The sequence below is a fragment of the Aestuariimicrobium ganziense genome, from assembly GCF_015352975.1.
GTDB classification, from domain to species: domain Bacteria; phylum Actinomycetota; class Actinomycetes; order Propionibacteriales; family Propionibacteriaceae; genus Aestuariimicrobium; species Aestuariimicrobium ganziense.
This window is the reverse complement of record NZ_JACYIZ010000008.1, coordinates 118,477-137,041: the sequence shown is the minus strand read 5'-3', so window position 1 is coordinate 137,041 and position 18,565 is coordinate 118,477. Positions and strand designations below refer to the sequence as shown.

At 69.2% G+C, this 18,565-nt stretch carries 17 protein-coding genes; 9 read left to right on the top strand and 8 right to left on the bottom strand.

All coding sequences use genetic code 11. The annotated features are described in order from the left end of the window. Together IE660_RS14190 and IE660_RS14185 are read right to left on the bottom strand one after the other, a co-directional pair. Positions 1-216: DUF3151 family protein (locus IE660_RS14190; RefSeq protein WP_203569024.1), on the bottom strand; the 216-nt coding region annotated here is incomplete at its 3' end. Positions 217-273: 57 nt separating this feature from the next. Further along, positions 274-3,021, bottom strand: coding sequence for an acyltransferase family protein (locus tag IE660_RS14185; RefSeq protein WP_203569023.1), 2,748 nt, complete (start codon positions 3,019-3,021; stop codon positions 274-276). Positions 3,022-3,222: 201 nt separating this feature from the next. Here IE660_RS14185 and IE660_RS14180 point away from each other — a divergent pair, with 201 nt between their 5' ends. Further along, a complete protein-coding gene (locus tag IE660_RS14180; RefSeq protein ID WP_203569022.1) occupies positions 3,223-3,792 on the top strand; it encodes a CG0192-related protein in 570 nt (189 codons plus the stop codon). Positions 3,793-4,179: 387 nt separating this feature from the next. Here the strand turns inward: IE660_RS14180 and IE660_RS16245 are convergent, their stop codons facing one another. Beyond that, a complete protein-coding gene (locus IE660_RS16245) occupies positions 4,180-4,302 on the bottom strand; it encodes a hypothetical protein (RefSeq protein ID WP_268883426.1) in 123 nt (40 codons plus the stop codon). 470 nt (positions 4,303-4,772) lie between these two features. On the opposite strand from IE660_RS16245, the gene typA reads away from it, so the two are divergent. Further along, a complete protein-coding gene (gene typA, locus IE660_RS14175) occupies positions 4,773-6,644 on the top strand; it encodes a translational GTPase TypA (protein ID WP_203569021.1) in 1,872 nt (623 codons plus the stop codon). Positions 6,645-6,884: 240 nt separating this feature from the next. Then, positions 6,885-7,610, top strand: a complete 726-nt coding sequence (locus IE660_RS14170) for a L,D-transpeptidase family protein (protein WP_203569020.1) — start codon at positions 6,885-6,887, stop codon at positions 7,608-7,610. Here the strand turns inward: IE660_RS14170 and IE660_RS14165 are convergent. From IE660_RS14165 to IE660_RS14155, 3 genes are all read right to left on the bottom strand, one after another. Continuing rightward, positions 7,601-8,473: a Sir2 family NAD-dependent protein deacetylase gene (locus IE660_RS14165; protein WP_203569019.1), complete on the bottom strand. Its 873-nt coding sequence runs from the start codon at positions 8,471-8,473 to the stop codon at positions 7,601-7,603. The genes IE660_RS14170 and IE660_RS14165 overlap by 10 nt on opposite strands. A 1-nt stretch (position 8,474) precedes the next feature. Continuing rightward, positions 8,475-9,488 carry a dihydroorotate dehydrogenase-like protein gene (locus tag IE660_RS14160; protein ID WP_203569018.1) on the bottom strand — a complete coding sequence of 338 codons (1,014 nt, stop codon included), beginning with the start codon at positions 9,486-9,488 and terminating at the stop codon, positions 8,475-8,477. A gap of 117 nt (positions 9,489-9,605) precedes the next feature. Continuing rightward, positions 9,606-11,234 carry an MFS transporter gene (locus IE660_RS14155; protein ID WP_203569017.1) on the bottom strand — a complete coding sequence of 543 codons (1,629 nt, stop codon included), beginning with the start codon at positions 11,232-11,234 and terminating at the stop codon, positions 9,606-9,608. Between the two features lie 110 nt (positions 11,235-11,344). Here IE660_RS14155 and IE660_RS14150 point away from each other — a divergent pair, with 110 nt between their 5' ends. Further along, the gene (locus IE660_RS14150; RefSeq protein WP_203569016.1) at positions 11,345-12,277 is read left to right on the top strand and encodes a helix-turn-helix transcriptional regulator; all 933 of its coding nucleotides are present in this window, start codon (positions 11,345-11,347) and stop codon (positions 12,275-12,277) included. Further along, entirely contained in the window at positions 12,234-12,665 is a 432-nt protein-coding gene (locus tag IE660_RS14145) for a (R)-mandelonitrile lyase (RefSeq protein ID WP_203569015.1), read from the top strand. The genes IE660_RS14150 and IE660_RS14145 overlap by 44 nt, the downstream gene beginning before the upstream one ends. Here IE660_RS14145 and IE660_RS14140 read toward each other — a convergent pair. Both IE660_RS14140 and IE660_RS14135 read right to left on the bottom strand, forming a co-directional pair. After that, the gene (locus IE660_RS14140) at positions 12,626-13,603 is read right to left on the bottom strand and encodes an asparaginase (RefSeq protein WP_328701970.1); all 978 of its coding nucleotides are present in this window, start codon (positions 13,601-13,603) and stop codon (positions 12,626-12,628) included. The genes IE660_RS14145 and IE660_RS14140 overlap by 40 nt on opposite strands. A 42-nt stretch (positions 13,604-13,645) precedes the next feature. Then, a complete protein-coding gene (locus IE660_RS14135) occupies positions 13,646-15,331 on the bottom strand; it encodes a DUF4091 domain-containing protein (RefSeq protein ID WP_203569014.1) in 1,686 nt (561 codons plus the stop codon). A gap of 60 nt (positions 15,332-15,391) precedes the next feature. Between IE660_RS14135 and IE660_RS14130 the strand changes: the two genes are divergently transcribed. From IE660_RS14130 to IE660_RS14115, 4 genes are all read left to right on the top strand, one after another. After that, a complete protein-coding gene (locus tag IE660_RS14130) occupies positions 15,392-15,553 on the top strand; it encodes a hypothetical protein (RefSeq protein ID WP_203569013.1) in 162 nt (53 codons plus the stop codon). Between the two features lies 1 nt (position 15,554). Then, positions 15,555-16,052, top strand: a complete 498-nt coding sequence (locus tag IE660_RS14125) for an FABP family protein (RefSeq protein ID WP_203569012.1) — start codon at positions 15,555-15,557, stop codon at positions 16,050-16,052. Between the two features lie 10 nt (positions 16,053-16,062). Beyond that, positions 16,063-17,034 carry a CAF17-like 4Fe-4S cluster assembly/insertion protein YgfZ gene (gene ygfZ, locus IE660_RS14120; protein ID WP_203569011.1) on the top strand — a complete coding sequence of 324 codons (972 nt, stop codon included), beginning with the start codon at positions 16,063-16,065 and terminating at the stop codon, positions 17,032-17,034. Between the two features lie 71 nt (positions 17,035-17,105). Beyond that, the gene (locus tag IE660_RS14115) at positions 17,106-18,158 is read left to right on the top strand and encodes a LacI family DNA-binding transcriptional regulator (protein ID WP_203569010.1); all 1,053 of its coding nucleotides are present in this window, start codon (positions 17,106-17,108) and stop codon (positions 18,156-18,158) included. The last annotated feature ends 407 nt before the right edge of the window (positions 18,159-18,565 follow it).

Here is an 18,565-nt window from a genome sequence, read left to right as displayed (position 1 = left end):
GGCGTAGGCGGCGACGTCGCCGCCCTCGCTGTGGGCCAGCAGCGATCCCTCGGCGAGCAGGGCCCAGCACAGCGAGGATGCGGGGTGTTCACGCACCACCTTGAGGAACTCGGCCCGTCCGTGCTCGGCCAGGGCATCGATCGCCGGGTCTTCCGGCAGCAGGGTCGATGCCCCCGCCGCGGCCATCAGGTTTCGATTGGTCTCGGGCACAGCCATGCCAGCCACCCTAGTGCTGAACGCCCGTGTTGGCCTCGACGAACCGCGCCGTGGTCCTCAGCGCGCTCGAAGGGGCAGCACAGGGCCATGGGCCACGCCTGCTTCAACCAGCTTGCGCTCCAGGATCGGGGTGGCGGACCGGACGAAGGTGCTGGTCAGGTGGCTGGTCTCGCGATAGAGGAAGACGTTGCCGAGCACGACCGGGCAGTTGGCCAGCCCGGGAGGGCAGATCCACTCGTTCATGTCGATGAACTCCGCCTCGGGCAACGCCTGGGCGACATCGGCCATGGTGGCCGCGCCGTGGCCACGATTGCGGGCGAACTCGCACTCCACCGGGTTGTCGGTGCGTCCGATGCACTGGTAGATCGACGTGCGGCCGGGCGGGGTGGGGTTGTCGTTGATCAGGACGACCAGCACGCCCACCCGCTGCAGCTGCGACAGCAGGTCGATCATGCCGGGCGCCAGCTGGTCGGTCTCGGCGTAGGTCGAGGTCATCACAATGTCAGGCGGGTCGGCGAGCAGCCGTTGGATCAGCGCAGCGTTGTAGGCGTCACAGTCGGCGAACTGTCGTCCGGAACTGAACGTGCAGCCCGACTTGCCCAGGCCCTGCACCCGCCACCCGTGGCGCTTGCCGATCAGGTCGAGCGCGGGCTGCCACTGGTCCATCTTGGAGTCACCGACCAGGGCGACCCTGGTCGTCCCGGCGGGGTCGCCGAGCAGGCACTGGTCGGGACGCACCAGCCGACTCTCACCCTTGCGGCGGTGACAGCCGTTGCGGTAGGCGTCCGGCAGGTCCTGCACCGCGACGTCGGGCGAGGGTGACATCGCCCTTGTGATCCGCAGCGCTGAGCCGAGGTCGCTGCGAATCGTCGGCACCCCGCCCACGTCGGCGTTGTGGACGAGGCTGAGGGCCCCGGTGTAGTCGCCGACCACCGGCTTGGGCGTCGGGAACGGCGCCGGCGTGGTGGTCGAGGCGCTGGCGGTCGGCGTGCCTGACGGAGTCGGGGTGGGCGAGGCAGGGGTCGCCACCACCGTGGCATCGGGCGCCAACGGGTCGACCGTGGTGAGCCGTGGGGCCTGGCTGAGCAGGGCCATGCTGGCGATCAACGACGTGGCCATCGCAGCCACGGCCAGCACCAGGGTGGTACGGCGCCGCCGAGCCAGTGGCACGTTGAACCTCACCGGGTCTTCGACGAAACGCAGGGTGAGCGCGCTGAGCGTCACGGTGAGGACCGCGATCACGACCTTCTCCCAGACGCCCAACTCGGGGTCACGGGCGGTCCAGAAGACGATCAGCGGCCAGTGCCACAGGTACATCGAGTAGCTGAGCATGCCGATCCACGGCAGTGGACCCCACCCGAGCAGGCGTGCGGTGAGGTTGCGGTCGTGCACGCTGCCGGCCAACACCACCAGACCTGCCCCGACGGTGGGCAGCAGTGCCGCGCTGCCCGGCCATGGCGTCTGCTGGTCGATCACCAGCGCCGAGGCGACCACCATGGCCAGCCCCACCGGGGCGAGCAGTGAGGCCACCACCTGCGGCAACCGGTGCAGCAGCGGTACCGCCGCGGCCAGCAATCCGCCGAGGGCCAGTTCCCAGGCCCTGGTCGTCGAGACGAAGTAGGCCGGCCCCGGGTCGTGCTGGGTGTACCAGATCGACCAGGCCAGCGACGCGACCAGGATCACCCCCAGCGATCCGGCGACCACGGCCACGCGGGGCCAACCGCGCCAACGGGCCACCGCGAGTGAGGCGATGATCACCAGCGGCCAGACGATGTAGAACTGCTCCTCGACCGCGAGCGACCAGAAGTGCTGCACGGCTGTGGGTTGGGCGTCCATGGCGAGGTAGTCGACGCTGCGGGCGGCCAGGAACCAGTTGAGGCTGTAGACCGCCGATGCGGCGGAGTCCTGGGCCAGCAGCTGCCACTCCGAGCGTGGCAGCCAGGCCCATCCGAACAGCACCGTGACCACCAGCACCAGGGTGGCTGCCGGCAGCAGTCGCTTGGCCCGGCGGCCGTAGAAGTCGACAAGGTTGAGTCGCCCACGAGTGCGCACCGAGGCCAGCAGTTGGCTGGTGATCAGGAAGCCCGAGATGACGAAGAAGACGTCGACACCCGCATAGCCACCGCCGAAGCCCGTGACCCGCAGGTGGAACAGCAGCACCCAGATCACCGCCAGCGCCCGCAGACCCTCGATGTCGCCACGCAGCCTCGATCGGCGAGGACGAGCCGCGGTCAGTGCGTCGAGCAGGCGGCGAACGATCGGACGCGGCGCCTCGGGCTCAGCCGGGCTCGCCTCGGCCGCGCGTCGCGGACCGTGCCTGGCGACCAGCGTGAAGGACGCAGGCTGGTCGATCGGGGCGGCCGATGGCGGCTCATCCACCGCCGGCTGGCCGGGCAGGGCGACGAGCTCATGGCCGTCCGCCTCGTGCTCGTCCGCCTCGTGAGCGCCCGGCTCGTGCTCGTCCGCCTCGTGCTCGTGTTCCTCAGGATCGATGGGGCCCACGTCTAGGGGCTCCGGCGCGGTCTCCGGCGAGGCGGCCGGACGCGCCGAGTGTGGCTGGGCGACCATCGCGGGCGATGAGTCACGGCCGTCGTCGGTGATCGCCCTGGCCGCAGCAGGGCTGAGCACGTCAGGGTTCTGGGGGTCGGTGCCCAACCGGCGTCCGGCGAACCGGAAGGGTTCGGGTGCTGCGGCCTCGGGCTCGGCCAGCATCGCGCGTCGGGGTCTGGCCACCTCGCCGGGGGCAGCGTCGTCCTGCTGGAGGGGGCCGTCACCGGGCACCCCTCGACGCGGACGATCGACCACCCTGTGCCCCCTGCCCTTCTCGACTGGTGTTCAGTGTAGGAGGCTGAGACGGCGGGGGCACGACCGTTGCGGCGACACTCAACCCGAGCAGCAGGTTTGCCCAGCTGGACGTCGGCAGCCTGCAAGCTCCACCCCCTGCCCGCGTCCGTCGCGGGGCACGTATAGGTTGGTGGGCGTCTCCCAGCGACAAGGAGTGCACCCATGAGCGGCACGGCAGAGGTCCACCAGTCCACCCTCACCCCCACCAAGCTCGAGTTGTTGGCGGCTTGGCTGCCGACCCAGCCCTGGTTCGACGGTGATGCCGCCGACTTGGCCAGCGTGGGCACCTTCCGGTTCGTCGACCCTGACGGCGATGTCGGCGTCGAGACCCACCTGGTGTCGGCGGGCGGCAAGGTCTACCACGTGCCGGTGACCTACCGGGGCGAGGAGCTCAAGGACGGAGTGCTCGTCGGCGAGATGGACCACTCGCTGCTCGGCAAGCGCTATGTCTACGACGCCACCAGCGACCCGGTCTACGTGGCCGAACTCACCCGCGTCATCCGCGAGGGTGACACCGAGGCCGATGTCGTGCGCGAGGGTGAACTGTTGCCCAAGACCATCCGCGCCGAGGGCAGCGGCATCGACAGCGTCACCGACCAGTCCGGGCTGGTGCGGATCGTGCGCGAGATCGGTGACCCGCACTTCTCGACCGAGCGCGCCCGCGGACTGCTGGTGATCACCTACGGCGACGATGGTGACAAGCATGAAGAGGTCGTCGCGGTCATGCGCTGACGCCTCATCGTTGGGTCTGCAGAACGGACGGACGGGCCGGACTCCAGTGGGAGTCCGGCCCGTCGGCTCGTGAGTGGGCCTCAGGCGTTCTTGCTGAGGCGATCGAGGACGCGGCCGAAGAGGCTGGCGTTGGCGTCCTGCACCTGGGTGTCGGGGGTCAGGGCCATGAGGACGGAGGCGGGGGTCGAGGTGAACATGTGCTTCTCCTTGGAAGTTCTGTGTGGTGCGGGTCAGCCGAGGGCGACTGTCAGGCGAGGTTGCTGGTGGTGCTGTGACGCTCGGAGCCGGGGGCGAAGAGCGTGGTGGCCGACGACGGTGATGTCACGTCGAGGCAGCAGTGGCGGTGGTACATGGGGTGCTCCTTGGAGTTCTGGTGCGGGGCTGGTCTCAGTGCGCCTGGTGGGTCAGACGGTCGACGAGGCGGCCGAACACGGTGACGTGGGCCTGCTGGGTGGTCTCGTCGGCGGGGGTGAGGGCCAGGAGGATGGAGGCGGGGGTTGAGGTGAACATCGTGTGCGCTCCTTCCGAGAGCTGAGGTCCGGGTCGTGCTTGATCGATGACTAAAACGATAAACTCCATCGATCAACATGTCAAGTCGGTTGTCCAACTTTTTTTCCGAGGTCGGTCCCCCGCCCCGCTGAAGCCGGGCCGGCCGTCGTCCCGACTCACCCATGTGTGGCGCGAAACACGCGGTTGACCAGCTGTTTCGCGCCACACACCGGCTCTGGGTCAGGGTTGCCTCGGTCGTCCAGCCGATTGGTGGCGACAAACAGGCCGTTGACGGCCAACTTCACGCCACAACCCGGGTGACGCCGCCCTTGGCGCCTGATCGCACCCCGCCGACGAGTCGGACGAGCCCGCCAGGCCTGAGTTCGCCACGCCCCTGCCCGCCGAACTACACTCGATCGGCGCTGTGCGTTCACGCTCGGGACTGGGTATCGCGGTCGGCGCCGACACCACCACCCAGCACTGGAGCGCCCATGCCTGTCCGCAACGACCTCAGAAACGTGGCCATCGTCGCCCACGTCGACCACGGCAAGACCACCCTCGTCGACGCCATGCTGTGGCAGTCGGGCGCCTTCCGCGAGGGCGCGGGGGTCAACGAGCGGGTGATGGACTCGATGGACCTCGAGCGCGAGAAGGGCATCACGATCCTCGCCAAGAACACCGCGGTCAGCCACGTCATCGACGGGCAGCCGATCACCATCAACATCATCGACACCCCTGGCCACGCCGACTTCGGTGGTGAGGTCGAGCGCGGGCTGTCGATGGTCGACGGCATCGTGCTGCTGGTCGACGCCTCCGAGGGCCCGCTGCCGCAGACCCGCTTCGTCCTTCGCAAGGCACTCAACGCCGACATGCCGGTGGTGCTGGTGGTCAACAAGGTCGACCGTCCCGACGCCCGGATCAGCGAGGTGGTCGAAGAGACCTACGAACTGTTCATGGACCTGCTGGACGAGCACCACTCCCAGCAGGCCCTCGACTTCCCGGTGATCTACGCCTCGGCCAAGGCCGGGCGGGCGTCGATCGAGCAGCCGGCCAACGGCGAGATGCCCGACTCCCCCGACCTCGAGCCGCTGTTCCGCACCATCCTCGAGACCGTGCCCGCGCCCACCTACACCGAGGACGCCCCGCTGCAGGCCCACGTCACCAACCTCGACGCCTCACCCTTCCTGGGTCGCATCGCGCTGCTGCGCGTGCACCAGGGCACCCTGCGCAAGGGCCAGACCGTCGCTTGGATGAAGCGGGACGGCTCGAAGCAGAACGTGCGGATCACCGAGTTGCTGGTCACCGAGGGGCTCGAACGCAAGCCCGGTGAGTCGGCCAGCCCCGGCGACATCGTCGCGGTGGCCGGCATCCCCGACATCACCATCGGTGAGACCCTGGCTGATGCCGAGAACCCGGTCGCGCTGCCGCTGATCCACGTCGACGAGCCAGCCATCTCGATGACCATCGGCACCAACACCTCACCCTTGGTGGGCAAGGGCGGCAAGGGCCACAAGGTCACCGGACGCCTGGTCAAGGACCGCCTCGACACCGAACTGGTCGGCAACGTCTCGCTGCGCATCCTGCCCACCGAGCGTCCCGACGCCTGGGAAGTGCAGGGACGAGGTGAACTCGCCCTGGCCATCCTGGTCGAGCAGATGCGCCGCGAAGGCTACGAGCTCACCGTCGGCAAGCCCCAGGTGGTCACCCGCGAGATCGACGGGAAGGTGCACGAGCCGATCGAGCGGCTCACCATCGACGCCCCCGAGGAGTTCCTCGGCACGATCACCGAACTGCTGGCGCTGCGCAAGGGCCGGATGGAGTCGATGACCAACCACGGCACCGGCTGGGTGCGGATGGAGTTCGTCGTCCCGGCCCGGGGCCTGATCGGCTTCCGCACCGAGTTCCTCACCGAGACCCGCGGCACCGGCATCGCCCACCACGTCAGCGACGGCTACGAGCCCTGGGCCGGCGAGATCCGCTCGCGCCAGTCGGGCTCGCTGGTCGCCGACCGCTCGGGCAAGGCCTCGGCCTACGCGATGACGAACCTGCAGGAGCGCGGCGTGATGTTCGTCGAACCCAGCACCGAGGTCTACGAGGGGATGATCGTCGGCGAGAACTCGCGCACCGACGACATGGACGTCAACATCACCAAGGAGAAGCAGCAGACCAACGTGCGCTCCTCGACCGCCGACAACTTCGAGAAGCTGATCCCGCCGCGCAAGCTGAGCCTGGAGCAGTCACTGGAGTTCTGCCGCGAGGACGAGTGCGTCGAGGTCACCCCCGAGACGGTGCGGATCCGCAAGGTGCTGTTGTCGTCCAACGACCGCGCCAAGGCCCGGAACCGGCTCAAGGCGATGAGCTGACCCACGCCGGCGCGTCCACGACCAACGGCGGACGCGACGGCCGGGGCCCTCGTGACTCTGTCTTTCGGCTGAGTTTGGGCCCCCGGTTTGCGGTTTCGCCCTCGTCACGGGGCACAATGGGCGCCAGAGACGCGTTCCTACCCCTCTTCCCGAATCGAAGGCAACCAAACCTTGGCTGCCGGCGTACTACGGGTGGACGCCCGTCCACGCGTTGCACCGCCAGTTGAAGGAGTCACCCCCATGCGTCAGGTCCTCACCCGCCTGAAGGCAGCACTCGCGATCGCTGCCGCTGCCACCCTGCTGAGCGGCTTCCTCGCGGCACCGGCCCAGGCCGCCGTGCCCAACCGCGGCGGCATCACCTCGACGGTGGTCGCTCGCCCCGGCAGCACCGGCAGCGTGGTCAAGACCATCCAGCAGAACCTGATCGTGCTCAGCCACCTGGCCTCGGGCAACGACACCGGCACCTACGGCTCGGCCACCACCACTGCGGTCAAGGCCTTCCAGTCGGCCAACAAGCTCCCGGTCACAGGCATCATCACCACGCGCGACAACTACTTCCTGCGCACCAAGGCCGACGCCAAGCGCAAGACCTACACCCTCGACGCCCGCTGCTACCAGGGCCGCATGCTGTGCATCAACCGCACCACCAAGAAGATGTACTGGATGAACAACGGCACGATCGTCAAGCAGTACGACGTGCGCACCGGTCGTCGCGGCTACGAGACTCGTCTGGGTGACTTCCGGGTCTACCACAAGAACGTCAACGAGTGGTCGTACCTGTACAACGTGCGGATGCCCTACTCGATGTACTTCGACGGTGGCATCGCGGTGCACTACTCGGCCGACTTCGCGGCCAACGGCTACCAGCTCGGCTCGCACGGTTGCGTCAACATGAACAGCCTCAGCGACGCGTCCTGGCTCTACAGCCAGGTACCGATCGGTACGCGGGTCGTCGTCTACAAGTGACGACGAGGGGCGTCGAACCCACCTTGATCGATCGGGTGAGGGTCGACCGCCTCCGCCAGCGCCACCAGGGTCGGTGAGGTTCCCGCATCGATCCTGAGCGTGGCCAGCTCGTCGGCCCGGGTCACCCCGTGGTTGACGATCACCAGCGGACGACCGCGCTTCGCCTGCGCCCGCGCGAACCGCAGGCCGCTCATCACGGTCAGCGACGACCCGGCCACCACCAGCACCTCGGCGGCGTCGACCATCGCCCACGCCTGGTCGACGATGGGCCGCGGCACCGACTCACCGAAGAAGACCACATCAGGTTTGAGCATGCCGCCACAGGCCAGGCAGGGCGGCACCACGAAGTCGTCGCGTTCGGCCACCTCGGCGTCACCGTCGGGACGAAGCTCGGCATGGCCGGCCGGGATCTGGCCGACCACGCCAGGGTTGGCGTCCTCGAGCCTCACCTGCAGGTCGTCCCGATCAGTGAGGTCGCCACAGTCCAGGCAGACCACCCGGCTGATCCGGCCGTGCAGGTCGATCACCCGTGCGCTGCCGGCATCGGTGTGCAGCCCGTCGACGTTCTGGGTGAGCACCGGGACCGCCAGTCGCGCCAGCGCCAGGTGGCCAGGGTTGGGCAGCGCTCGCCCGAAGCTGCGGTGCCCCATCATCGAGCGCACCCAGTAGCGCCGCCGCGACGCCGGCTCGCCGACGAACTCGCGGTACTGCATGGGGTTGGTCGGACGAGCCTGCGGCCCCCGGTAGTCAGGGATGCCGGAGTCGGTCGAGATGCCTGCCCCGGTCAGCGCCACCCAGTGCCGCCCCGCGAGCAGGTCGCGCAGGCGCGCCACCTGGTCGGCGGTGGGGGCGAGGTCGAGCACCTCAGCGCAGCGAGCCGTAGGTCGACTTGGCCTTCTCGAGCGCCGACACGTAGCCGGCACGCTCGTAGGCGTCAGCCGGCGCGTCCTCGGGCACGGCGAGCAGGCCGCGGGCCTTGTCGAGTGAGATCTCGCGGGCAGTGAGCCACCGGTCGAGCCCGGTGATCAGCCCGGTCGCGTGACCTGCGCCGTGGCGCACCAGCGACGAGGTGGTCATCACCACGTCGGCGCCGGCCAACACGTACTTGATCACGTCGTCGGCAGTCTCGACACCGGTGGTGGCGGCCAGGCTGGCCTTGACCTTCCCGTGCAGGACGGCGATCCAGGTGCGGGGCAGGCGGGCCTCGACCGGCGACGACAGGCTGACCGCCGAGGTGACCTGCACCCGGTCGATGTCGATCTCGGGCTGCAGGAAGCGGTTGAACAGCACCAGTCCGTCGGCGCCGGCCTCGTCCAACTGGTGGCAGAGGTTCCCCACCGACGAGAAGTAGGGGCTCAGCTTGACCGCGATCGGGATGTCGACGCTCTCGCGCACGGCCGAGAGGATGTCGACGTGGCGCTGCTCGACCTCGGCGCCGGTCATCGACAGGTCACCGGCGACGAAGTAGATGTTGAGTTCGATGGCCGCCGCACCGGCATCCTGCAGACGGCGGGCGGTGCGGGTCCAGCCGCCCAAGGTCGAGCCGTTGAGCGAGGCGATCAGCGGCACGTCGATCGCCTTGGCCGCCGACTCGACCAAGCGAACGTAGGGGTCGGTACCGTCGAACTCGCGGGTGGGCACGCTGGGGAAGTACGACAGCGCCTCGGCGTAGCTTTCCTCGTGCATCTCCTCCAGGGCGGCCTGACGCTCGGCCTCGCGACGGATCTGCTCCTCGAACAGCGAGAACATCACCACCGCACCGACGCCGCAGTCGGCCAACGCCTTCACCCCGTCGACGGTCTGCGACAGCGGTCCGGCCGAGGCGACCACCGGGTTGCGCAGGGTCAGGCCCAGGTAGTTGGTGGTCAGGTCGGTCATCGCGGTTCACCCTTCGTCGGTACGTGATCCACCCTACTGAGCAGCAGTGGGGACGAGGGCTGGTCCCCGTCCAATCCGGGACGCGGGCCCACCGCCGCTGGGCGCGACGGGCAGGCTTCAGTTCGCGACCCACTCCGGCAGGGTGCTCTCGGCCAGCTTCGGGGCCCCCGTTCCCGGTGGCAGCAGGTGGGTGGCTCGGGCCGGCGGGTCGGACAGCCGCAACGCCACCTGCTCGATCCTCTCGTCGGCGGCGGTGAGCCGACCCTGGTGCTGCTTGAGGTGTTCACCCCATGTGGCGATGGTGAAGACCTCGGTGAAGTGGGTGGGGTCGGCGCCGTCACGCCACAGTTCCCAGCGGGTCGCGCCTGTGCGCAGCTTCAGTCGCCGCACCTGCTCCATGGCGGCCAGGAACTCCTCCTGGCGATCCAGCGCGATCCAGTAGTCGACGCTGACCGCGACCGGACCTTCGGACTCGTCCACCTCGATGGCCATGTCGGCCTCGTTCCAGATGTAGGAGGCTGCGGGGTCGAATCCTTGGGTGTCGGGCATCCGCCACAACAGGCCCACCACCACGGTCACCAGCAGCAAGCCGGCAGCCGCGAGCATCGCTGTCCTCAGGCTGAAGGCGTCAGTGACCTGCCCCCACAGCACCGAGCCCACCACTTGGGCCGAGGTGAACATCATCACCATCAGTGCGAGTCCACGGGCCCTGACCCACACGGGAAGGATCAGGGCGATGTCGCTGTTCAGCGTCGAGACCGCCCCCATCCAGGCCAGGCCGCAGAAGACCAGGCTGGCCAGGACGAGCCAGTAGTTGCCCAGCAGCACCGTGCCGGCCAGTCCGGCGGCGAAGACCACCGACGACAACGCCAGCATCTGGTTGGCCGAGACCGAGTCCTTGACGCCGGCCAGCCCGAACGCCCCGATCACGGCACCGATGCCCAGTGCGGTGAACATGATGCCGAAACCGGACGCGCCCACGCCCAGTTCCTGGCTGGCGACCAGGGGCAGCAACGCCCACATCGCCGAACCGCCGAGCACGAACAGGAAGCAGCGGGTGAAGATGCGCTTGACGGCCGGCTCGTTCCACGCGAAGCGGCCGCCCGTGCGCAGGGCGTGCAGGAACGGTTCGGACGAGGCCAGAGACCCCTTGGGACGCTTCCAGACCAACAGGATCGCCGTGAGCGGCAGCACCAGCAGCGCCGCCGTGCCGAACGCCTCGGGCACACCGAAGGCCGCGATGATGAAGCCCGCCAACGCCGGCCCAGCCGCCCGCGACACGTTGACGCTGACCATGTCGAGCCGGATCGCGGCCTTGAGGTGCTCACGCCGAACCAGCTCGGGAATCAGGGACTGGTAGGTCGGCAACTGCATCGCGACCGCCGCCCCCCAGAGCACGGTGAACAGCAGGACCAGTCCCGGGGTCATCCGTGAGGTGGCGGTCAACACCGCCATGCTCACGCCCAGCACCATGAAGGCGGCTTGCACGCTGAGCAGGATCCGGCGCTTGTCGAAGGCATCGGCCAGCACCCCCGAGGGCAGCGCGAGCAGCATCATCGGCAGCGAGGCTGCGGCCTGCACCAGGGCGACGATGGTGGCGTTGGGTGACTGCACCAGCAGCCACTGCGCGCCGACGGTCTGCATCCAGGTGGCCATCGAGGCGACCAGCACCCCCAACCAGACCCAGAGGAACGCGCGCCGCTTGAACGGCGCCAGGGCCGAGCCCTCGGTGGTGGTCGTGCTCATCAGTGCTCCCGTCGGCGTGTGGCACCACGCTAGACCGGCGACCGGCACCGCCGAGGGGAGTTCACGCAGCACCTGTCAGACCTCCAGAGGGCTCGACTAGCGTCGACGGCATGGAACGCAGCGACGTCCGTGACTTCCTGGTCACCCGACGAGACCGGATCAGCCCCGAGCAGGCCGGCCTGCCCACCTTTGGCGGGCAGCGCCGGGTCAAGGGACTGCGCCGTGAAGAGGTGGCGATGCTGGCCGGGCTCAGCGTCGACTACTACATCCGACTCGAGCGCGGAAACCTGCGCGGGGCCTCACGCCAGGTGCTTGACGCGTTGGCCAACGCCTTGCAGTTGGACGATGCCGAACGCGCCCACCTGCACAACCTGGCCGCGGCGCAGGACCCGCACCCACCGCGCGGGGCCCGCAACGCCCAGCCGACCCATGTGCGTGATTCGGTGCAGCGGGCCCTCGATGCGATGGACGGCGCCGCGGCCTACGTGCGCAACCGTCGCCTCGACGTGATCGCCAGCAACCTGCTCGGACGAGCGCTGTACTCCCCCGCCTTCGACGAGCTCGGCCCGGTGCCCAACCTGTACCGGTTCACCTTCCTGTGCGATGACTCGCGAACCTTCTTCCGCGACTGGGACCGGCTGGCCAGCGACTGCGTCGCCTCGCTGCGCCTGGAGGTCGGGCGAAGTCCCCACGACAAGGGACTGAGCGACCTGGTCGGGGAACTGAGCGTCCACTCCCCCGACTTCCGCACGCTGTGGGCGAGCCAGCGGGTCGTCCAGATGAAGAAGGGGACCAAGCGGTACCACCATCCCGCGGTGGGCGAACTCGAGTTGTCGTTCGACGGGTTCGACCTGGTCGCCGAACCGTGCCTGCGGCTGAATGTCTACAGCCCCGAGCCGGCCACCACGTCGGCGCAGAACTTCGCCCTGCTGGCCACCTGGGCCGCCAGCCGTGAGGCCGTGACCAACCCGCTGGCCACCAACCCCCAGGAGGACCGTCATGTTGAAGCTGCCGAAGTCGACCACCACCCACGCGCCCGCTGAGCTGTTCACCGGCGACGTCTACCACGACGAGATTGCGCTCGGCGTGGCCGCGTCACCACTGCGGGTGATGCTGGTGCGGTTCACCCCGGGTGCTCGCACCGCCTGGCACAGCCACGTCAACGGCCAGACCCTGCACTGCACCGACGGCGTGGGCTACGTCGGCACCCGCGACGGACGTGTGGTCGAACTTCGTCCCGGCGACACGGTGTGGACGCCGCCGGGCGAGTGGCACTGGCACGGGGCTGCACCCGACAAGTTCATGAGCCACTTGGCCATCTGGGAGGGCTGCGGCCCCGACCAGACCGACCAGGACGAGTCGGAGTGGGCCGAGCACGTCACCGACGAGGACTACCTCGCCGCCCGCGAGGCCTCATCGGCGACCGACTGAACCATCTGGACCCGCCCCACCACCTCACCGTGGCCGAGCACCGGGGAGGTGTGGTGCTCGTCCAACCCCGGCACGCCCAGGGCGGTCAGCAGCCGGCTGACCACCGGCAGAATGCCGCGCGGGTTGCCGTCGTCGAACTTGAGCGCCACCCCGGTGCCGTCGGCCAGACCGAGCGCGAAGCATCCCTCGGCGCCGCCCGTGCAGATCAGTCCGGGCACGGCCTGGTGCAACACCCGGTCGTGGCGGCCGGTGCCCGAGGCGTACCAGGGGTGCTCGCGGTAGGCCTGGGCCATGGCCGCCTCGTGGCCCTGCCCAGCGGCGGCGATTCGTCCGAAGGCCTTGGCCAGCCCCGACAACGGCACCGCGAACAGGGGGGCGCCGCAGCCATCGACGGTGGGCAGGTCGGCCGCGCCGGTGAACTCGGTGATGGTCTCGGCGATCGCCTGCTGCACCGGGTGGTCGAGGTCGCGGTAGGACGAGGTGTCGGCCCCGATCCGCACCGTCGTGCGCAGCATCGCGGCGTGCTTGCCCGAGCAGTTCTGGGCCAGCGAACTCTTCGGGTGCCCGGCGGCCAGCCAGGCCTGGTGGGCCGCGGGGTCGATCGGGGTGTCGGGGGTGTTCTGCAACGCCGACTCGTCGAGGCCGGCGCCGGCGAGCATCTCGCGCACTGCGGTGAGGTGGTCGGGCTCGCCGTTGTGCGAGGCCGCCGCCAGGGCGAGCAGCCGCCCGTCCAGGTCGAGGCCCAACCGCAGCATCGCCACCGCCTGCAGCGGCTTGAGCGATGACCGGGGGTACATCAGCGCATCGACGTCGCCGACCGCCCAGCGCACCGAGCCGTCCGGTGCGGTGACCACGAGGCGTCCGCGGTGGACGCACTCGAGCATGCCGCCGCGGATCACCTCGGCCAGCGCCGGGTTGTCGTCGAGGCCGACCCGCACCGGCTCCGGGCCCCCCCATCGGCCCGGTGGCAGCAGGACCGCTCACTGGGCCAGGGCCTCGCGGACCGCCCGGTCGAGCGCCAGCCGACGGCGCTTCCACTCACTCGCACTGGGCCAAGTGGCCTCGTAGCCGCGAGCACCTGAGTAGGCGTCGTCGGGGTCGACGATCTCGGTGACGGCGTCTCGTCCGATCAGGTCGGCCGCCCAGTGCATCACCCGCAGGTCGTTGGTCATCTCCGACAACACGCGGTGACGAAGTGAGGGCCAGCACGCACCGTCGGTGCCCGGGTAGACGGTGAACGGGTCGCCGGAGGGGAATCGTCCGCCCGCGGAGGTGTCGCGGAACGGGTCGATCGGCCCCAGTCCGTACTGCTGCAGGTAGAAGTTGAAGCCCCAGTGCAGGAAGGTGGTCGCCTGCTGGACGAACATCTGGCCGGACAGATGGCGCGCGCCGACCGAGTACTGGGCGATGAACCGGTTCGACACCGCGCGGTTCTGGCTGACGCAGTAGTAGACCATCGGCACCTCGAGGCCACGCTCGTGGAAGGCGTGCACGTGGTCGGTGGCGACGATCGGGTGGTCGACCACGGTGACGAAGTCAGGCGACGAGAGCGCGTCCACGATCATCTCGCCCTCGAGCAGGCCCCGCACCGACTGCCGTGCCGCGGTGTAGGTCTCGATGTGGGCCTCGGTGGGCTCGTCGGAGATGTGCCAGATCACCTCACCACCCCACGCCTCGGAGGCGAGGTGGCTGCGCAGGAACGGGATGAGCTCGGCCAGGTAGGTCTGGTAGCTGTCGTCCATCGCGCCGACGTGCCACCCGAAGCGCTTCTCAGGCCCGTCGGGGGTGGTCACCCACACCTGAGGGGCGAACCGGGCACCCCACTGGGTGAACAGGTGCGGCACCTCGACCTGGCGGGCGCCGGCCTCGCGCAGGATGCCCAGCCAGCGGTCGAGCTTCTCGGTGCCGAAGTGGTAGCCCTCATCGTCGTGCCAGATGTCGAGCAACTGCACGTTGAGCCGGTCGTGGCCCACGGCGGTGTCGAGCGGCGGCGTCCAGATCGGGGTGAGCACGGCGGTGACACCCATCTCGACAGCTGCCCTGACGTGGTTGGCGCAGGCGGCGAAGTGCTCGTCCGACCAGACGTCGTAGCCGTGGTGGTGCGCCAGGCCGTCGGCGTGCAGCCAGGCCAGGTGGGTCAGCCGGGTCGCTGGCGCAGCCTCGGGGGTGACCTCGAGCGGCACCTCGGCGGTGAAGGTCTCGGGCTCGGCTTCGGTGCCGTCCCAGTTGGTGGCGGTGACGCTGGCACTGATCGACACCGGCCCGGCATCGGCCGAGGTGGGGGTGATGTCGAGCCAGATCGCGTTCCAGCCCAGGGTGGCCAACCTGACCGGCTCGGCCAGGTCGATCGGCACCAACAGGTCGGGGTACAGGCCCGGCACGTCGTCGAAGTAGTTCTCGTCGTGGCCGGGGAAGGCGGGCAGCTGGGTGGGCACCTGCTCGACCAAGTGGGCGACGACCTCGGCGCCGGCACAGGTGGCAGTGACGCGCACCTCAGGGGCCGGCCACCAGGCGTAGCCCTCGGGGGTGCCGACCACGACCTGCAACCCGATCCGTTCGCCCAGGAAGGCGGTCAGCGGAACGTCCTCGTCCATCGGTCGGGGGTCGAGGTGAGGACGAACCTTCTCGAGGTCGTCGCACAGCAGGAAGCGCCACGGTTGGGTCATGTGGCAAGCCTGTCAGAGCGGGCTTGGCGGGTGGAAGAAACCGCTCAGTAGGATGGTGCGGTGACGACCTGGCTGATCTGGATCCTGATCGGTGCTGCGGCGATGATCGGCCTGCTGGCCATGTTCGCCCTGGTGCTGGTGGTCTGGCAGAGCCGGTCGACCAGCTTCGACCACGCCCGACCACTGCGATCACCTGCGCGGGCACCCCACGACGAGGAGTGAGATGACCTTCGAGATTCCTGCCGACCTCGACCCTGCCCTGATGCCGTTGGCCTGGATCATCGGCCGCTGGCAGGGCAACGGGCACGGCACCTGGCCCGGGCAGGGCCAGTTCGAGTACGGCCAGCAGATCGACTTCACCGTGGGCGGCGGCCCCTACCTGACCTACGTCAGCCAGCTGTACACGATCGACGAGCAGGGCCAGCCGCTCGAACCGTTGATGGCCGAGACCGGCTTCTGGCGCCCGCAGCCCGACGGCGGGCTCGAGGTCGTGCTGACCAACCCCGAGGGATGGGCCGAGGTCTGGGTGGGCAAGATCGACGGCGCCCAGATCCAGATGGTCACCGATGCGGTGATGCGCACCGAGAGCGCCTCGATCGACTACACCGGCGGCCAGCGGCTCTACGGCCAGGTCGACGGCGCCCTGATGTGGACCCAGGACCGGGCCACCGCGACCGAACCGCTGCAGACCCACCTGTGGGCGCGGCTGCAGCGGGCCTGAGGTCGCCGGCATGGCTGCGGTTCGTGTGACCGAAGGCCCGGACGCAGGGCTGGTCTGGCACCACGGCGACCCGGTCGCCGAGCAGCGGGCGATGGAGTCGGGACGAGCGGTGGTCGACCTGGGCAACCGTGGCGTGCTGAGCGTCAGCGGTCCCGACCGACTGACCTGGCTGCACTCGCTGACCTCGCAACACCTCGAGGCACTGCCGACCGGCGAGGCGACCGTGGCCCTGGTGCTGTCGCCGACCGGGCACGTCGAGCACGTCTTGCACGGTGTGGACGACGGCGAGACCTTCTGGGCCTGGACCGAGCCCGGGATGGTTGGCGACCTGGTCGCTTGGCTGGATCGGATGCGCTTCATGATGCGGGTCGAGGTGAGCGACCGCAGCGACGAGTTGCGCCTGGTCTGGGTCGGCGACAAGGTGCCCCTGCCCGACGGCGTCGTGGCACGCCGGTCGTTGGTGGGCGCGGGCCGTGAGGTGTTCTGGCCGCGGGACGCTGGGGTGCTCGAGGGCGCACCGGCCGGGCTGTGGGCGCACGAGGCGTTGCGGATCGCCGCCGGTGTTCCGCGGATCGGTGCCGACACCGACCACCGCACCATCCCGAACGAGATCGGACTGCTCGGAACCCACCTCGACAAGGGCTGTTACCGGGGCCAGGAGACGGTGGCCCGGGTGCACACGCTGGGACGGCCACCACGTCGACTCGTCCAACTGCTGCTCGACGGGTCGGTGGACGCACTGCCGACCCAGGGTTCTGAGGTGCATCTGGCCGCCGATCCCGACGGACGATCGGTCGGTGTCGTGGGGACGAGTGCGCGCCACCACGAGCTGGGCCCGATCGGGTTGGCGCTGGTCAAGCGCAACGTCGAGACCTCGTCCGACCTGCTCGTGCGCAGTGGCGAGGGTGAGGCGATCACCGCGGGGCAGGAGGTGCTGGTCGACCCCGAGGTCGGGCTGCACGTGCGCCCACGTCTTGGCTGATCCCCGACGGGGGGCGTTTCTGGCCCTACGGTAGGATTGAACGATCAACCCTGACACCCGGAGGTGGGCACATGGGCATGGTGACGATGAAGCACCTGGCCGAACGCCTGGGCGTGTCCGTGACCACGGTCTCGAATGCCTACAACAAGCCCGACCGCCTGTCGGCTGAACTCCGCGAGAAGATCCTCGCCACCGGCGGCGAGATGGGTTACTGCGGCCCGGACGCTGCCGGACGGCTGCTGCGCCGCGGCAAGGCCGACAGCATCGGCGTCTACTACGGTGGCGGACTGTCGTTCATCTTCCAGGACCCGTATGCGTCGGAGCTGATGGCCGGCATCACCGAGGTGCTCGAGGAGACCGGGCACTCGCTTTCGCTGCTGGCCACCACCGCGAGCGGAACCGACGACGCCGACCTGGTGCGCCAGGCCGTGGTCGACGCCCTGATCTGTCTGGCCGAGCCCGGGTTCCACACCCCCGCGATGCAGGCCGCCGTGCAGCGCCGCCTGCCCATCGTCTACACCCACGTCGTCGCCGATGAAGACATCGCCTACGTCGGCATCGATGACCACCACGCCGGCCTGCTGATCGGTGAGCACCTGCGCGAACTGGGACACAAGCGGGTCGGCGTGATCACCCGCTCGGTGCTGGGCGAGAAGCTCAAGAAGGTCAGCCTGGAGTCGCTGCAGGCCCACTACAGGAAGCACGACTCGCAGTTCTGGCTGCAGCGGCTGATGGGCATCCTCGAAGGGCTCGGCGAGGGAGCGGAGGTGCAGTTCGCCGCGCTGCCGCGCAGCGACGCCGAGTTGGGTGCCGCCGCCACCGCGCGCCTGCTCGACTCGGACGAACCGCCGACCGCCCTGGCAGCGCTGTCGGACGCCATCGCCATGGGAGTGCTGGACGAGGTGGAGTCGCGCGGGCTTCGTCCCGGCGTCGACGTCTCGGTCTCAGGGTTCGACGGACTGGCGATCGCCACCGCCCGGGGACTCACCACGGTGACCCAGCCGATGCGCAAGAAGGGCCGCAAGGCCGCGATGCTGGCCATCGACCCCGAGCGCCAGCCTCGCCAGATCACGCTGCCGGTCAAGCTGGCCGCCCGCACCAGCACTGGCCCCGCCCCGCGCTGAGGGCCTGACCCGTCCAGAAGTCCGTACCATCGCCAGCCCCGGCTGGCCGTTCCTGTGCACGAAAATCGAGTTTGAGCACCAACGTTGGTACTCAAACTCGATGTTGGTGCTCAGGGAAGGCCCGACGAAGGGGTGCGCCGAGGGAGGCCCCTCCAAGGAAGCTCGAGATTCCCCAAGAAATCTTGAGATCCGACTTGACAGGTTGATCGATAGAGTTTATCGTTTTAGTTACCGCTCAACCACAGCTCTGGAAGGAGCACCACATGTTCACCTCGACTCCCGCCTCCGTCCTGCTGGCCCTCACCCCCGACACCCAGGCGCAGGACGCCAACGTCTCGGTCTTCGGCCGCCTGTTCGACCGGCTCAGCAACCAGAACTGAGACACCGGCCGAGAACCCCCCCCCCCC

Coding starts and splice junctions, on each gene's coding strand:
- IE660_RS14180 (WP_203569022.1), top strand. CDS start 3,223: ATGAGCGGCACGGCAGAGGTCCACCAGTCCACCCTCACCCCCACCAAG.
- IE660_RS16245 (WP_268883426.1), bottom strand. CDS start 4,302: ATGTTCACCTCAACCCCCGCCTCCATCCTCCTGGCCCTCACCCCCGCC.
- typA (WP_203569021.1), top strand. CDS start 4,773: ATGCCTGTCCGCAACGACCTCAGAAACGTGGCCATCGTCGCCCACGTC.
- IE660_RS14170 (WP_203569020.1), top strand. CDS start 6,885: ATGCGTCAGGTCCTCACCCGCCTGAAGGCAGCACTCGCGATCGCTGCC.
- IE660_RS14160 (WP_203569018.1), bottom strand. CDS start 9,488: ATGACCGACCTGACCACCAACTACCTGGGCCTGACCCTGCGCAACCCG.
- IE660_RS14155 (WP_203569017.1), bottom strand. CDS start 11,234: ATGAGCACGACCACCACCGAGGGCTCGGCCCTGGCGCCGTTCAAGCGG.
- IE660_RS14150 (WP_203569016.1), top strand. CDS start 11,345: ATGGAACGCAGCGACGTCCGTGACTTCCTGGTCACCCGACGAGACCGG.
- IE660_RS14145 (WP_203569015.1), top strand. CDS start 12,234: ATGTTGAAGCTGCCGAAGTCGACCACCACCCACGCGCCCGCTGAGCTG.
- IE660_RS14135 (WP_203569014.1), bottom strand. CDS start 15,331: ATGACCCAACCGTGGCGCTTCCTGCTGTGCGACGACCTCGAGAAGGTT.
- IE660_RS14125 (WP_203569012.1), top strand. CDS start 15,555: ATGACCTTCGAGATTCCTGCCGACCTCGACCCTGCCCTGATGCCGTTG.
- ygfZ (WP_203569011.1), top strand. CDS start 16,063: ATGGCTGCGGTTCGTGTGACCGAAGGCCCGGACGCAGGGCTGGTCTGG.
- IE660_RS14115 (WP_203569010.1), top strand. CDS start 17,106: ATGGGCATGGTGACGATGAAGCACCTGGCCGAACGCCTGGGCGTGTCC.